The organism is Ramlibacter sp. GCM10027632 (assembly GCF_042675325.1).
Lineage (GTDB): Bacteria > Pseudomonadota > Gammaproteobacteria > Burkholderiales > Burkholderiaceae_C > Ramlibacter.
In genome coordinates this window covers 165,778-180,464 of the sequence record NZ_JBHTGW010000008.1, presented here as the reverse complement: position 1 = coordinate 180,464, position 14,687 = coordinate 165,778, and the positions used below count along the sequence as shown (strand labels likewise).

Sequence of the window (14,687 nt, the reverse complement as noted above, 5' to 3'; positions counted from 1 at the left end):
ATCGAGCGGGCTGGGCGGGAGGCGCCGGGGGATCAGACGTTGAACAGGAAGTTCATCACGTCGCCGTCCTTGACGACGTACTCCTTGCCTTCGCTGCGCATCTTGCCGGCGTCCTTGGCGCCCTGCTCGCCCTTGAAGGCGATGTAGTCGTCGAAGGCGATGGTCTGGGCGCGGATGAAGCCGCGCTCGAAGTCGCCGTGGATCACGCCGGCGGCCTGGGGCGCGGTGTCGCCGATGTGGATGGTCCAGGCGCGCACTTCCTTCACGCCGGCGGTGAAGTAGGTCTGCAGGCCCAGCAGCTTGAAGGCGGCGCGGATCAGGCGGTTCAGGCCAGGCTCGGTCTGGCCCATCTCCTCCAGGAAGATGGCGCGGTCGTCGTCCGTCATGTCGGCCATGTCGGCTTCCATCTTGGCGCAGATGGCCACCACGGGTGCGTTCTGGCCGGCGGCGTAGTCCTTCAGGCGATCGAGCAGCGGGTTGTTCTCGAAGCCGTCCTCGCTCACGTTGCCCACGAACATCGCGCGCTTGGCGGTGATCAGGCACAGGGGCTTGAGCAGGGCCTGCTCCTCGGCGGACAGGTCCAGCGTGCGCACGGGCTTGCCCTCGTTCAGCACGGCCTGCACCTTGCCCAGGATCTGCACCAGCTTGGCGGCTTCCTTGTCGTTGCCGCTCTTGGCGGCCTTGGTGTAGCGCTGCAGGCTCTTTTCCACCGTGCCCAGGTCGGCCAGGCACAGCTCGGTCTGGATCACCTCGATGTCGGCGATGGGGTCGACCTTGCCGGCCACGTGGATCACGTTGGGGTCCTCGAAGCAGCGCACCACGTTGACGATGGCGTCGGTCTCGCGGATATGGGCCAGGAACTGGTTGCCCAGGCCCTCGCCCTGGCTGGCGCCGGCCACCAGGCCGGCGATGTCCACGAACTCGACGATGGCGGGGACGATGCGCTCGGGCTTGATGATGTCGGCCAGCTGCTGCAGGCGGGGGTCCGGCACTTCCACCACGCCGGTGTTCGGCTCGATGGTGCAGAAGGGGTAGTTCTCGGCGGCGATGCCGGCCTTGGTCAGGGCGTTGAAGAGGGTCGACTTGCCGACGTTGGGCAGGCCGACGATGCCGCATTTGAGGGACATGGAAAAACCTTTTGGATTGGACGGCCCGGGCACGCGGGGCGCGGGACGCTGGACCTCGTCCACATGCCGCCTGGGGGCGGCGGAGATGGGGGCGATTGTACTAACCGGCGGGCACCGGCTCCGCCTGCCGCACCTGACCCTTGCCCAGGCGCTTGGCCTCGTACATCGCCAGATCCGCGCGCTCGATGAGGCGCCCGGCGCCGCCCGGCTGGCCGTCGGCTTCGACCGCCATGGCCAGCCCGATGCTGCAGCCGACGCGGACCTCGCCCTGCTCCAGACCGACCGGCGCGCAGACCGCCTCCAGGATCTTGGCGGCCACCGACTGCGCGATCCCCGCGTCGGGCAGCTCCCGCAGCAGCACCAGGAACTCGTCGCCCCCCAGCCGCGCCGCCAGGTCCGAGTGGCGGATGCAGCCGCGGATCCGGCGGCCAACCTCCACCAGCACCCGGTCGCCGGCCGCATGGCCCAGGCCGTCGTTGACCTGCTTGAAGCCGTCGACATCGATGAACAGCACCCCCAGCCGCCCGGCGTGGTACGGCGCCGCCGCCAGGGTGTCGTGCAGGGCGCGCAGGGCACCGGTGCGGTTGCACAGGCCGGTGAGCGGGTCATGGTGGGCCTGGTGCTCGGCGGCGGCCTCGCGCTGCTTGATGTCGGTGATGTCCATGAGGAAGCCGACCTGCACCTGCTGGCCCCGCTCGGTGATGCGCACCAGCGACAGGCGCAGGGGCAGCTCGCTGCCATCGGCCCGCACCGCCCGCACCTCCATCGTGTGCGACTCGACGCCGCTGAAATCGTCCGCCGCCGCGCGGGAGCGTCCCGCGTCCGAGGGCCACTCGGGCAGGATGCGGTGCACGTCCCGGCCCAGGATCTGGTCGGTGTGCATGCCGAACATCCACTCGAACGAGTGGTTGACCGACTGCACCTGGCCCTTGTCGTTCGTGGTCACGATGGCATCGATCGCGTTCTGGAAGATGGTGCGCAGCTCGCGCTCACGCAGGCGCAGCTGCGTCAGCATCAGCCGCAGGCGCATCAGCAGCCCGCCCGAGAAGACCACGCCGACCAGGCCGAAGGCGCCCATGGCGATCATCCAGGTCAGGAGCCAGCGGTCCTCGGCCGGCACCGGCACGGCGCTCTCGGCCGTACCCACGAAGCGCGCGGCCGCCATGCCGATGTAGTGCATGGCGGTGATCGCCGCCCCCATCACCAGGCCGCCCAGCGCATGGCGCAGGCGCTTGGCCGCGCCGCCCAGGCGCGCGATGAACTCACGCACCCACAGGGCCAGGGTGGCCAGCGTGACGGCCGCCACGACCGACAGGGCGAACAGCCACGGGTCGAAGCGCAGGGCCGGCGCCATGGTCATGGCCAGCATGCCGCTGTAATGCATCGCACCGATGCCCGCGCCCATGCACAGGCCGCTGGCGAGCAGTCGGCGCGGCCCCAGCCGACCGTGCTCGAGCGCGCGCAGGGCCACGGCCGCCGCCGCGAATGCGGGCAGGCTGGACAGCACGGTGATGGCCGGGTCGTAGCGCACGCTGGCGCACAGCTCGAAGGCCAGCATGCCGATGAAGTGCATGCTCCAGATCGCGCCGCCGAGAGCCAGCGTGGCAGCCGACAGCGCCAGCCACCGGTGGCGCGGCGAGGCCATGAGCTGCTGGGCCGAGGCGATGTACAGCGCCGTGCCCGAGCCGGCTGCGGCCACCAGGAGCGACAGCAGCACGAGCGGCCACTGGTAGCCGCCGGGCACCAGCGACGCGGGCCCGGCAGCCAGGAACCAGTCTGCGACGTGGGGGATCATGAGGTGGTGGACATCCATCTGCCCTGCATCTCGTTACTTCGGAAAGATGCGTCAGCAACAGTGGATTTTGCTCAGGTTATCACGATCCCAAAAGCGGTATCGGCGAGCCCGGCCAGGGCGAGGCCGTCACTTCGGCGCGGGCGCCGCCTGCAGGCATTTCAGGCGGGCCTGCGCCGCCACTTCGTCCTTGCTGCGGGTGTCGAGGACCACCTTGCCCTCCAGGCGCTCGAGGGCACGGGTGAGGTCGTTCTCGCCGGTGGCCTGCTGCTTGCGGCCGCTGGCGATGTCGTCCTTGAGGCGCTTCTGCTCCGCCTGCCAGGCGTCCACCTGGGCGGCGACGCATTTGTCCACCTCGCTGGAGCAGGCCGCCAGGAGCGAGGCGGCGGCCAGGAGCAATGCGGGTCGCAGGGTCTTCATCATGCGTCCTCCATGGATTCTTCGGTCGCCGGCTGCGGCCGGCGGGCAATCGCCATCATCTCGTCGAGGTGCGCCAGGACCACGTCGACCACCTGCGCGTCGATGGCGCCCTTGCCACGCAGGTCCCGCATGAAGTCCGCCAGCGCCTGCGGGCCCAGCCCCTGGCGGTACGGGCGGTCCTGCACCATGGCCTGGAAGATGTCCGCCACGCGCAGGATGCGGGACTCCAGCGGCAGCGCCGCGCCGTCCCGCCCGCGCGGATAGCCCTTGCCGCCAGGCGCCTCGTGGTGGTCCGCCGCCCAGTCGGCGATGGCCTCGAAGCCGCGGATCTTGCGCAGGATCTGAAGCGTGCCGAAGCTGTGGGCGTTCATCACCAGGCGCTCGTCGGCGTCGAGCGCGGCGGGCTTGTCCAGGATCTCGTCGGGGACCCGCAGCTTGCCCAGGTCATGCAGCAGGCCGGCGATCTCGATCTCGTCGCAGCGCTCGGCCTCCAGGCCCAGGCGCTCGCCCAGGCGCCGGGCCACCAGCGCCACGCCGCGCGAGTGGGCCGCGGTGAAGCGGCTCTTGGCGTCGACGATGGCGGCGAAGATCCGCGCCAGCTGCAGCATCTCGGCGTGGCTGGCCGCCAGCGGGCGGCTGGTGGCCAGCATGTCCGCGAGGTAGCCCGCCAGGGCCGCCGGCTCCAGCTGCAGCCAGAAGGCCTCGTGGGCCGAGATCTTCATGAAGGCCGCCACCAGCTCCGGCGAGAAATAGCTGCCGCTGCGCGACTCGATCTCGTGGCGGATGGCGTCGCGATGCTGCAGCACCTTCCCGCTGGCGTAGTGCGGCGCCGCCATCGCATCGACCCGGTCGGCCAGCAGCGTGAGGTTGGCGCGCCGGCGCACGTCGGCGTCGACACCCTCGGCCACCAGGCGGTCCCAGCGCGTATGGTGGTAGCGGATCGGCAGGGCCAGCGGCGCCAGCGGCCGGAAATCCCGCAGCAGCTCCCAGCCCACGATCGCATGCGCCTGCGAGCCGGCCCAGTCGAACTCCTCGACCAGGTGGCGGTGCATGGTGGTGGTCGACACGCCGATGTCGTGCAGCAGGCCGAGGTCGAAGACGAAGTGGACCTCCGCGTCCCCGAGCCCCAGGGTCCGCGCGCACTCGGCGGCCATCACGCCGACCCGCTTGCCGTGGGCGACGTCGTCCACGCCCACCAGGTCCAGGGCATCGGACAGGGCGTAGACGACCTGGCGGAAATCGGCGTGGATCATCGTTCTCCTCCTGCGCGTGTCAGCGGTGCGGCGGCCTCACGTGGGCAGCACGTAGCCCTTGTCCCGGACCAGGCGGATCGCGGCGTCCACCACCTCCGGCGCATACAGCGTGCCGCGGTTGGCGGCCACCTCGGCGAGGGCTGCCTCCAGGCCCACTGCCGGCCGGTAGGGGCGGTGGGAGGCCATGGACTCGATCACGTCGGCCACCGCCAGCACGCGCGCCTCGGGCAGGATCTCCTCGCCCTTGAGGCCGCGCGGGTAGCCGCTGCCGTCCATGCGCTCGTGGTGCTGCCAGACGATCTCGGCCACCGGGTACGGGAAGGGCACGTCCTTGAGAATCTCGTAGCCCGCCTGCGCATGGCCGCGGATCAGGTCCATCTCCGGCCCGGACAGCCGCGTCGGCTTGGTCAGGAGCTCCGAGGGCACGGCGATCTTGCCCACGTCATGCACCAGGCCCAGCATCTCCAGCGCCTCGCAGCGTGGCGCGGGCCAGCCCATTTCCTGCGCGATGGCGCTGGCGATCAGGCCCACCCGCCGCTCGTGGCCGGCGGTGTAGGGGTCGCGCAGTTCCACCATGTTCGAGACAGCCTGCAGGGTGCCGCGCATCGCGCCTTCGAGCTGCTTCACATAGGCCGCGATCTGTTCCTCGGTGCGCCGGCGCTCGGTGATGTCCTCGGCCAGGACCACGGTGGCCGGCAGGCCGTCGTCCCAGGTGATGACCTTGGCGGTGAGCCCCAGCTCGATGCGCCTGCCGTCCTGCCGCCGGTACGGCACCACGTAAGACACCGGCTCGTTGCGGCCGTCGTGCACCTGCGACCAGGCATGGCGGATGCGGTCCACGTTCTGGGCATCCGGGTCGGTGAACTGCAGCACCTCCTGCCCCACCAGCGCCTCGGCCGGCCAGCCGGTGATCTCGCAGTAGCGGGGGTTGACGTAGATGTAGCGGCCTTCGCGCCGCACGTACATGCCCGTCACGGTCTCCTCGACCAGGCTGCGGAAGCGGTGCTCGCTTTCGCGCAGGGCGCGCTCGCCCTCGCGCAGCTCGGTGAGGTCGGTCCAGGCGATGATGGCGTCCTCACCCACCACGGTCATGGTGCCGCGGGCGATGCGGGTGCTGCCGTCCTTGCGCCGCAGTGTGATCTCCGGCGAAACCACCGGGCCGCCCAGGCGCGCCTGCGCGATGCTCGCCTCCCAGTGGGCGCGCAGCTCGCTGCGAACCTGGTCGTCGGGGTAGACCAGGCGGAACCAGTCGTCGTCGGTGACGAGGTCGTCGTCCGAGTACCCGAGCCACTGGCGGTGGGCGTCGTTGAGGGCGCGCACGCGGTGCTGGTACAGGTCCATCAGCTGCATCGGCACCGGCGAGGCCTTGAACACCTCCTGGAAGCGCAGCTCCATCAGCCGCGCCTGCTGCGAGGTCTGCTCGAACCGCTCACGCTGCGCCAGGTGGTCCAGGGCGAAGCCCATGTCCCGCGCGATTTCCCGCAGCAGCTGGAGCTGCTCGTCGTCGAAGGTGGACAGGCCGCCTGCGTACAGGGCCACCATGCCCGTGAGCCGCCCCTGGCACAGGAGCGGCATCACCGCGCGCTGGGTGATGCCGCGCCCGTACAGGTACTCGCGCCACTGCGCCATGTCGCTGGCCTCGTCGCCGGCCGCCGCCCCGGGCAGGCGCGGCACCGGCTCCGCGAAGACCTCCCCGCCGGCCAGGTGGACCACCACGTCTTGGAGCGGGCTGCCACGTTCGCCGAGCAGCCGCCGCAGCAGCGGCAGCCGGTCCTCGGCGATGCCGGCATGCTGTTTCAGCTGCAGCGGCCAGGGGTCCTCGCGGGTCTCCGCGATGAACACCACGGGGAAGGCGCCGTGGGCCATGAGCACCTTGACCAGCGCCTCGAGCAAGGCGTCGCGGCTCTGGCTGTGGACCACCGTGCGGGTGGTGGCGCTGAGCATCTCGTACAGGTAGCGCAGGCGCTGGATGCGCTCCTCCGCCTGCAGCCGCTTGATCGCGTCGCACACCTGCCGGGAGATGTGGTGCAGGAGGTCCACCTCCTCGGGCAGGAACTGCGCATCCGCCGGGACCAGCGCGTCGTCATACCAGACCACGATGCGGCCGACGTCGCGGCCGTCGAGCCACAGGGGCTGGGACAGGCCCCGGGCCGGCGCCGTGCCGGGGCGCGCCGCGCCGAACTCGCCCCACTCGCTGACGATGCGCGCCCGCGCGGCCGCGGGATGCTCGAAGCCCGGGGGCAGCACCTCGGCCACTCCCTGGAGCAGCTGCGTGACCTGCAGGTCGGGCCGCTCGATGAGGGCGGCCACCGCGCCCATGCAGCGCAGCTCCTTGACCCGCTCGCCGAGCTGGTGCAGTGCCTGCTCCCGCTCGCGCCCCAGGCGCTCGCGCTCGCGGATCTCGTCCTGCAGCTGGAGGAAGGGCTCGTGCACGGAGTTGCGCACCAGCGCGAGATAGACGAACCAGTACGCGTGGATCTTCAGCAGGTGGCCCACCAGGTTCGCCGAGGCGTAGACGCCGACGTACTGGGTGAAGGCGAACTCCGACAGCATCATCGCCACGATGGCCGCGAGCATGCCGCCCAGCACCGGCCTGGACATCCGCGCGCGCTGACGCCACAGCAGGAGGGCCGACAGGGCCAGCAGGCCGATGACGGCGTACTCGCCGTAGACCTTGAAGTCGGTGAGGCCCTGGCCGTCGACGTAGGCGTCGGGGAAATACCCCAGGAAGATCAGGAGCGTGAACAGCGCAGAGACGCTGCCGAACACCAGGTGCAGCCAGGCCAGGCGCACCGGACGGCGCAGGAAGCAGGGGGCGGCCACCAGCGCCCCGGCCTGCATGAACCGCGCGGCGATCCAGAACTGGGTGGCCGGGTTGGCGCTGTCGGTGGGCAGCACGTTCATGCCCTTGAAGGCCAGCGTGTGCAGCAGGTCCAGGCCTGCGCACCAACCGATGGCCACCGAGATGAACACCACGAAGTGGTTGCGCGTGTAGCGCATGGCGCTGGACGCCACGACCAGCGCGGAGCCGGCCACGATGATGGAGAACGACTCGGCGAGCGAGTGGAACAGCAGGTAGTTCACCTGCGCCGCCAGCCAGCTGAAGACCGAGAGCGTGGCTGGCAGCCACAGGACTCGGACCAGTGTTTTCCAGGACGTGATCGGGTTGTCTGACTGCACCAGGCGGGTTCCCGGGTCTTGCGTGCGTTATTCGATGTTCATGGAGAGTATCTCCCATGAACATGTTAAATCACTAGCAACCGGGCCCGCAGGCTCCCGCCAGCCCCGGGCTTGGCCGGGGTGTCAGCGCCTCAGACGCTGAACTTCTCCACCTCGCGGCGGGTGCCGTCCGCGATCTTCGACAGCTCGATCACGGTGGCCGTGATCTCCTCGCTGGCCGAGGCGTTGGACTCGGCGATCTGGTTCAGGCTGGCCATGTTCTGGTTGATGGACTGCACCGCGGAACTTTGCTGCTCCAGGGCGGCGGAGATGCGCTGCATCATGCCGTCGGCCTCGCTGGCGCCCAGCTCGATCTGCTCCATGTCGGCGCTGACCTGCTGCACCGTCTCCACCGCGCGGCGGGCCTCGGCCACGGCCTGCTGCACCAGCAGCGCGATTTCCTGGGTGCTCTCGGCGCTGCTGGCCGCGAGCTTGCCCACCTCCTCGGCCACCACCGAGAAGCCCTTGCCATGCTCGCCCGCGCGGGCGGCCTCGATCGCGGCGTTCAGCGACAGCAGGTTGGTCTTGTTGGCGATGTTCTCGATCACCTCGGTGATCTTGTTGATCTTCTCGGAGTTGGCGGCGATGCCGTTGACCACTTCGACCATCGTGGCCATCTTGTCGCGGCCGGCGCGCACCAGCGCCATCGAGTCGCGCGAGCGGGAGCTGGCGGCCTCGGTGTTGCGGGAGACGTCGCCCACCGAAGTGGCGGTCTCGCGCACCGCGTTGGCCAGCTGGCCGATGGCATGCATCTGGTTCTGCGCGCCGTCGCTGATCTGGCTGATCGCCTGGCTGCTCTGGTTGGCGGCGGCGGCCACCTGGCGGGTGTTGCCGCTGACGGCGCGCATGGTGGCGCCCAGGGCGTCCAGCGAGTCGTTGATGTGGGTCTTGAGCTGCGCCAGGTCGCCGCGCGCCTCGGCGCCGACGCGCCCGCGCAGGTCGCCCTGGGCCACCGCGTTCATCACGCGGCCCACGTCGTCCAGCAGCACCTGCATGGCCTGCATGGCGTTGTCCACGGCGGCGCGCAGCTCGCCCTTGACCTGGGGCGACATGCGCTGGGCGAAGTCGCCGTTGTAGAGGGCCTTCATCATGGCCTGCAGGGCCTTCATGGTCTGGTCCACGCTCTGCGCGCTGGCGTTCACCGCGTCGCGCATGATGCCCAGGTCGCCGCGCAGGTCGGCGTTGACGCGCTGGCTGAAGTCGCCGGAGGCGATGGCCTTGACCACCGCGTTGACCTCGCCGATGGCGACCTGCTGCGCGGCCACCAGCTGGTTGAAGGCGCGGGCCGTGGCGCCGACCTCGTCCTGCGAGCGCACGTCGGCGCGACGGGAGAAGTCGGAGGTCTGCTCGATCGCGGTGACGGTGCTGCGCAGCGCCTCCAGCGGGCGGGTGATGCTGGTGATCTGCCAGCGGATCATCCAGGCGATGACCGCCATGGCCGCCAGCAGCACGAGGCCGTACTGGCCCGCCAGGCGCCAGAAGCGGGCGTCCAGGTCGTCGATGTAGATGCCCGAGCCGACGACCCAGTTCCAGCCGTCGACCTTCTTCACGTAGGAGAGCTTCTCGTAGGCCTCCTCGGTGGTGCCGCCGCCCTGCTTCGGCTTGGGCCACTCGTAGGTGACGAAGCCGTGGCCGGCCTGGGCGACCACCTCGTTGAAGGCGATGAAGAGGTTCTTGCGGCCGGTGGTGGCCACCACCGGGCCGTCGGCGCCGGCCTGCAGGCTGGTCGCGCGGTTGAAGTTCTCGCTGTCCAGCGTCTTGCCCTCGAGCGCGGGCGAGGTGGGATGCATCAGCATCCGCGGCGCCGGCGTGCCCAGGTCATGGATCCAGAAGTACTCCTTCTGCTCGTAGCGCAGGCCGCGCACGGCCTGCATCGCGGCGGCCTGGGCGTCGGCGGCGGACAGGCCCGCCTTCTCCATCGCCTGGTAGTGCGTCACGAGCGTGTGCGCGGCCTCGACGAGGTGGCGGGTCTTGACCTTGCGCTCCTCGAGCAGCGCCGCGCGCTCCAGCCACAGGGCCAGCAGGGCGACGACCAGCAGGCCGGCAAAAGAGATCAGTCCTCCCAGGACCAGGCGCGTCTTAACTTTCATAAGTACGGCAGTGTAGGGGCAAACCCTGCACGCACTCGCCCTGGGAGCCGGCCACGGGCCGGTGCAAACAAGAAGTTCTTATCCTGCAGTCACCGGCTTGAACTGGTAGCCGCTTCCGGACGGCTCCAGCGAGCCCAGCGCGGGGAAGGGGAAGTGGAAGCCGCCCACCAGCGCCTTCTCCTTGACCGCCAGGTCGAAGATGCGCCGGCGCGTCTGGCGGGCCTGCTCGGGATTCATGTCGAAGGTGACGGACCAGTCCGGGTTGCGCGCGAACAGGGAGGGGATGTTGGTCACGTCGGCCACGTAGGTGAAGGTCTGGCCCTCGGAGCGCGCGGAGAATACGCTCATGCCCGGGGTGTGGCCGAAGGCGGCCATCGAGCTGAGGCCCGGCAGCACGTCCTGCCCCGGCTCGAACCTGACCAGGCGGTCGGCAGGCACCGCGCCCAGGCGGTTGCGAATCAGCTGGAACACGCCGCGCAGGCCGGGGCCGGCGGCATTCATGCGGGCGTCGTCCATCCAGAAGGCGTACTCCGGCGCCGGCACATGCACCCGCGCGTTGGGGAAGACGGCCGAGCCGTCCTTGGCGCGCAGGCCGTTGATGTGGTCCGGGTGGAAGTGGCTCACGACCACATGCTGGATGTCCTCGGGCCGGTAGCCCGCCGAGGCCAGCAGCCCGCGCAGCCGTCCGGTGGTGGGCGGACCGTTGTCGGCGAAGCCCGTGTCCAGCAGGATGCGCGTGCCACCCTGAACGATCAGGAACGGGGTGTAGGGGATCTCGACGTAGTCGGTCGGCAGGTTCTGGGAGGCGAGCAGGGCCTTGACCTGCTCCAGGGGCGCATTGCGCACGAACTCGTCGTCCAGCGGGCGGCGGGTGGCACCGTCGTTGAGGGCGATGACCTCCATCGCCCCGACCTTCATGCGCCAGAAACCCGGCTCGGGCAGCGTGGGCACCCCCACGTTCGCGCTCGCCTGGGACCAGGACGATCCCAGCGTCAGAAGGCCTGCGCCCGCGATGCCGGCACCCAGAAATCCACGTCGATCCATGCAAATCTCCTGCAGAGGGTAGGAAGGGGGCGCGAGCTTCACATGCACGCGCCCGGGCCGCCGGCGGTAGCAATTTTCCTGACTTGCGTAGAAGGTTGTTTCGCACCTGGCCTGCAGGTTGGCCGGATGAGTACGATGGGGCCAGGCGCCGGAAAGGCTGGCGCCACGTACCCCCGGAAGAGACACCCCCATGCGCAAGACCACCCTCAGCCTGCTGCTGGCCCTGGCCGCCCTGCCCGCCCTGGCCCAGACCGCCGCACCCGCCGCCGCCTCGGCCCCGGCAGCCGCAGCCGCCCCCGCCGGCGCCACCTGCACGGCCAACGCCGCCGAGAAGAAGCTCGCCGGCGCCGCGAAGAACTCCTTCATGAAGAAGTGCGAGTCGGACGCCACCGCCAAGTGCGAGGCCGCGGCCGCCGAGAAGAAGCTGGCGGGCGCCGCCAAGGCCAGCAACGTCAAGAAGTGCGTGAAGGACGCGGTCGGCGCGTAAGGCCCCCGTGGCCGGCGAGCGCCCCGGGCGCATCCTCCCGGCGATCGTGTTCTCGCAGCTGGCGGGAGCTTCCCTGTGGTTCTCCGGCAACGCGCTGTTGCCGGACCTGCAGGAGGCGCTCGGGCTGCCGGCCGACGCCCTGGCCGGGGTCACCTCGGCGGTGCAGCTCGGGTTCATCGCCGGCACCCTGGTTTTCGCCGTCCTGAACCTCGCGGACCGCTTCCGGCCGCGGGACCTGTTCCTGGCCAGCGCCCTGCTCGGCGCGCTGGCCAATGCCGGCACGCTGCTGCTGCCGGCGCTGCCCGCCCCGCACGCCACGCTGCTGGCGCTGCGCTTTGCCACCGGGTTCTTCCTGGCCGGCATCTACCCCGTGGGCATGAAGATCGCCGCCACCTGGTACCGCGAGGGCCTGGGCGTCGCGCTGGGCTGGCTGGTGGGCGCGCTGGTGGCGGGCACGGCCCTGCCGCACCTGCTGCGGGGCGCCGGCGTGGGCGGGCTCTGGCCGCAGGTGGTGGCCGGCGTGTCGCTGCTGGCGGTGGCCGGGGGCGTGGCCATGCACCTGCTGGTGCCTGAAGGCCCCCACGGCGGCAGCGGCGCGCCCTTCGACCCGCGCGCGGTGGTCAGGGCCTTCGCCTCGCCGCAGTTCCGCGCCAGCGCCAGCGGCTATTTCGGGCACATGTGGGAGCTGTACACGCTGTGGGCCTTCGCGCCGATGATGCTGGCGGCCTATGCGCAGCGCCAGGCCCTGGCGCTGGACATCCCCTTCTGGAGCTTCTGCGTGATCGCCGCCGGCGCCGTGGGCTGTGTGGGCGGCGGGCTGGTGTCGCGCCGCGCCGGCGGGGCGCGGGTGGCCTTCGGCCAGCTCGGGTTCTCGGGCCTGTGCTGCCTGCTCTCGCCGCTGGCCTACGCGCTGCCCCCGGCGGGCTTCCTGGCTTTCATGCTGGCCTGGGGCGTGGCGGTGGCGGGCGACTCGCCGCAGTTCTCCGCGCTCAATGCCGCCCTCGCCCCGCCCGGCTACGTGGGCTCGGCGCTGACCATCGTCAACTGCATCGGCTTCGCTATCAGCGTGGCGAGCCTGCATGCCATGGCGTGGCTGGTGGAGCGGCTGCCGGCGCCGCTGTGGTTCGTTCCGGTGGCGGCGGGGCCGGCGCTGGGGCTGCTGGTGTTCCGGCGGCTGGTGTTCAGTCTAAGCGCCAGTCCGCGCTGACCGCCTGGCCCACCTTCAGCACGGCGCCGTCGCCGGCGCGCACGATGGCGTTCATGCCGAAGGTGATGGCGCCGTCCAGCCGCGGGTCCTGGCGGTAGGCGCGCAGCGCATCGCCCACCGCGGTGCCGGGCTGCGCGGTGGCGGGGTCGATGTCGGGGATCGGGCAGCGCGCGCAGGGCTTGACCAGCTGCAGGCGCGCCGGCACGCCGGCCGCGATGTCGAGGGTGGCGAGGCGGTCCTCGTCGTGCGCCTCGACGCCGGCGATCACCAGGTTCGGCCGGAACCGCTCCATGCCCGCCGCGGGCTGGCCGGCGGCGGCCAGCCGCTCATTGAGCAGGGCCAGCGAGGCCTCGCTGGCCACCAGCACCGGGAAGCCGTCGCTGAACTGGTTGGGTGCCTCGACGCCCCCGGTCCATTTCAGGCTGGACAGGCGACGGTGCTCCGGCTCGAAGCGCACCAGCCGCAGGCGCTGGCCGAGGAAATCCGAGAACCATTGCGCGGCGGTGTCGCCCATGTCCCACGCCGGCACCTCGTCGTCCCACACCCGCACCCGGGCCGGCTTCTCGACGCGGTCGATCTCCAGGTGCAGGGCCAGCATGCCCGGCGCGCGCAGCACCACCTCGTGCAGCTTCAGCGCCACCTGCACCAGGGCCATGCGGGGCAGCTCCCGCTGCGACACGAACTCGCCCTCCTCGTCGACCACCATCCAGGCGCGATCGAGGTCCAGCCCGGCCTCGGTGAGCACGGCCTCCTGGAGCGCCACGCCCGCGCAGGACTTGACGGGGTAGACGAACAGGCGGGAGACGGTGGCCTGCACTTCGGGGGCGCGGTCGCTCATGACGGAGTTCCTGGGGGTGTTGGACGGAGGCGCAAACAGGGCGAAAACAGGGCCCCGGGGCGCCGGCGCGATTGTGCCCCGCTCCTACAATGCCTCCATGGTTGCGCCCCTTGATGTCTGTATCCGCGGCGCCGGCGTCGTGGGCCGCACGCTGGCCCTGCTGCTGGCGCGCGACCGCCTGCGCGTCGGCCTGGTCGAGGCCCCCCCGGCCGGCCCCGCCGACGTGCGGGCCTATGCGATGAACGCCGCCTCGCGCGCGCTGCTCGAGTCCCTGCGCGCCTGGCCCGCCGAGACCGAGGCCACCCCCGTGATGCACATGGAAGTCCATGGCGACGAGGGCGGGCTGGTGCGCTTCGACGCCGGCGAGCAGGGCATGCCCGCCCTGGCCTGGATCGCCGGCGCCACCGCCCTCGAGCAGGGTCTGGCGCAGGCGCTGCATTACCAGCCCGGCGTCGAAATCCTGCGTGAGCCGCGGCCCGCCGCCCTGACCGTGGTGTGCGAGGGCAAGGCCAGCGCCACCCGCGCCGAGCTGGGGGTGCAGTACGAGGTGCGGCCCTACCCGCAGCACGCCATCGCGGCGCGCTTGGTGGGCGAGCGCCCGCACGGCCAGGTGGCGCGCCAGTGGTTCCGCGACGGCGAGATCCTCGCCCTGCTGCCCCTGGGCGGGGCGGACGGGAACTCGGCGGCGCTGGTGTGGTCTGTCAGGCAGGAGCGCGCCGCCGAGTTGCTGGCGCTGCCCGCCGAGGAATTCGAGGCGCGCCTGACCGAGGCGAGCCACGGCGAGATGGGCGCCCTGCGCCTGTCCAGCGAGCGCGTGCGCTGGCCCCTGGTGCTGGCCAAGGCCGACCACTGGTGCGGCCCGGGCTGGGTGCTGGCGGGCGACGCCGCCCACGCGGTGCATCCGCTGGCCGGCCAGGGCCTGAACCTGGGCCTGGCCGACGTGCAGGCGCTGGCGCAGGTGCTGCACGGGCGCGAGTACTGGCGGCCGCTGGGCGACATGAAGCTGCTGCGGCGCTACGAGCGCGCCCGCAAGGCGCAGGTGGCCACGATGCAGCTGGCCAGCGACGGCCTGCAGGTGCTGTTCGAGCAGGACGCGCGTGCCTGGAGTGTCCTGCGCAACTGGGGCATGCGGGGCTTCGAGCACAGCGGCCCGGTGAAGCGGTGGACGGCGCGGCAGGCGGCCGGCCACCTGTGACGAGTCATTGAGAGG

Annotated in this window: 11 protein-coding genes; 3 read left to right on the top strand and 8 right to left on the bottom strand. The window is 71.1% G+C overall.

Features of this window, described 5'->3' with window-relative positions:
- Positions 1-32: 32 nt before the first annotated feature.
- From ychF to ACFQZY_RS13640, 7 genes are all read right to left on the bottom strand, one after another.
- On the bottom strand, positions 33-1,127 hold the full coding sequence (gene ychF / locus ACFQZY_RS13670) for a redox-regulated ATPase YchF (protein WP_377416660.1): 1,095 nt from the start codon (positions 1,125-1,127) through the stop codon (positions 33-35).
- A 100-nt stretch (positions 1,128-1,227) separates the two neighbouring features.
- Positions 1,228-2,922 carry an MHYT domain-containing protein gene (locus ACFQZY_RS13665; protein ID WP_377416658.1) on the bottom strand — a complete coding sequence of 565 codons (1,695 nt, stop codon included), beginning with the start codon at positions 2,920-2,922 and terminating at the stop codon, positions 1,228-1,230.
- 126 nt (positions 2,923-3,048) lie between these two features.
- Positions 3,049-3,339, bottom strand: a complete 291-nt coding sequence (locus ACFQZY_RS13660; protein WP_377416656.1) for a hypothetical protein — start codon at positions 3,337-3,339, stop codon at positions 3,049-3,051.
- Complete coding sequence (locus tag ACFQZY_RS13655) at positions 3,339-4,592, bottom strand: HD-GYP domain-containing protein (RefSeq protein ID WP_377416654.1); 1,254 nt, start codon at positions 4,590-4,592, stop codon at positions 3,339-3,341. The genes ACFQZY_RS13660 and ACFQZY_RS13655 overlap by 1 nt, the downstream gene beginning before the upstream one ends.
- 36 nt (positions 4,593-4,628) lie before the next feature.
- Positions 4,629-7,772, bottom strand: coding sequence for an MASE3 domain-containing protein (locus ACFQZY_RS13650; protein WP_377416652.1), 3,144 nt, complete (start codon positions 7,770-7,772; stop codon positions 4,629-4,631).
- Between the two features lie 131 nt (positions 7,773-7,903).
- A complete protein-coding gene (locus ACFQZY_RS13645; protein WP_377416650.1) occupies positions 7,904-9,901 on the bottom strand; it encodes a methyl-accepting chemotaxis protein in 1,998 nt (665 codons plus the stop codon).
- A 78-nt stretch (positions 9,902-9,979) separates the two neighbouring features.
- On the bottom strand, positions 9,980-10,945 hold the full coding sequence (locus ACFQZY_RS13640) for an MBL fold metallo-hydrolase (protein WP_377416648.1): 966 nt from the start codon (positions 10,943-10,945) through the stop codon (positions 9,980-9,982).
- A gap of 190 nt (positions 10,946-11,135) precedes the next feature.
- Between ACFQZY_RS13640 and ACFQZY_RS13635 the strand changes: the two genes are divergently transcribed.
- Both ACFQZY_RS13635 and ACFQZY_RS13630 read left to right on the top strand, forming a co-directional pair.
- Positions 11,136-11,432, top strand: coding sequence for a hypothetical protein (locus ACFQZY_RS13635; protein WP_377416646.1), 297 nt, complete (start codon positions 11,136-11,138; stop codon positions 11,430-11,432).
- 7 nt (positions 11,433-11,439) lie between these two features.
- On the top strand, positions 11,440-12,639 hold the full coding sequence (locus ACFQZY_RS13630) for an MFS transporter (RefSeq protein WP_377416644.1): 1,200 nt from the start codon (positions 11,440-11,442) through the stop codon (positions 12,637-12,639).
- On the opposite strand, the gene ACFQZY_RS13625 is transcribed toward ACFQZY_RS13630, so the two are convergent.
- A complete protein-coding gene (locus ACFQZY_RS13625) occupies positions 12,614-13,477 on the bottom strand; it encodes an MOSC domain-containing protein (protein ID WP_377416643.1) in 864 nt (287 codons plus the stop codon). The two genes, ACFQZY_RS13630 and ACFQZY_RS13625, sit on opposite strands and share 26 nt — an antisense overlap.
- A gap of 97 nt (positions 13,478-13,574) precedes the next feature.
- On the opposite strand from ACFQZY_RS13625, the gene ACFQZY_RS13620 reads away from it, so the two are divergent.
- Positions 13,575-14,672 carry an FAD-dependent monooxygenase gene (locus tag ACFQZY_RS13620; RefSeq protein ID WP_377416641.1) on the top strand — a complete coding sequence of 366 codons (1,098 nt, stop codon included), beginning with the start codon at positions 13,575-13,577 and terminating at the stop codon, positions 14,670-14,672.
- Positions 14,673-14,687 lie beyond the last annotated feature (15 nt).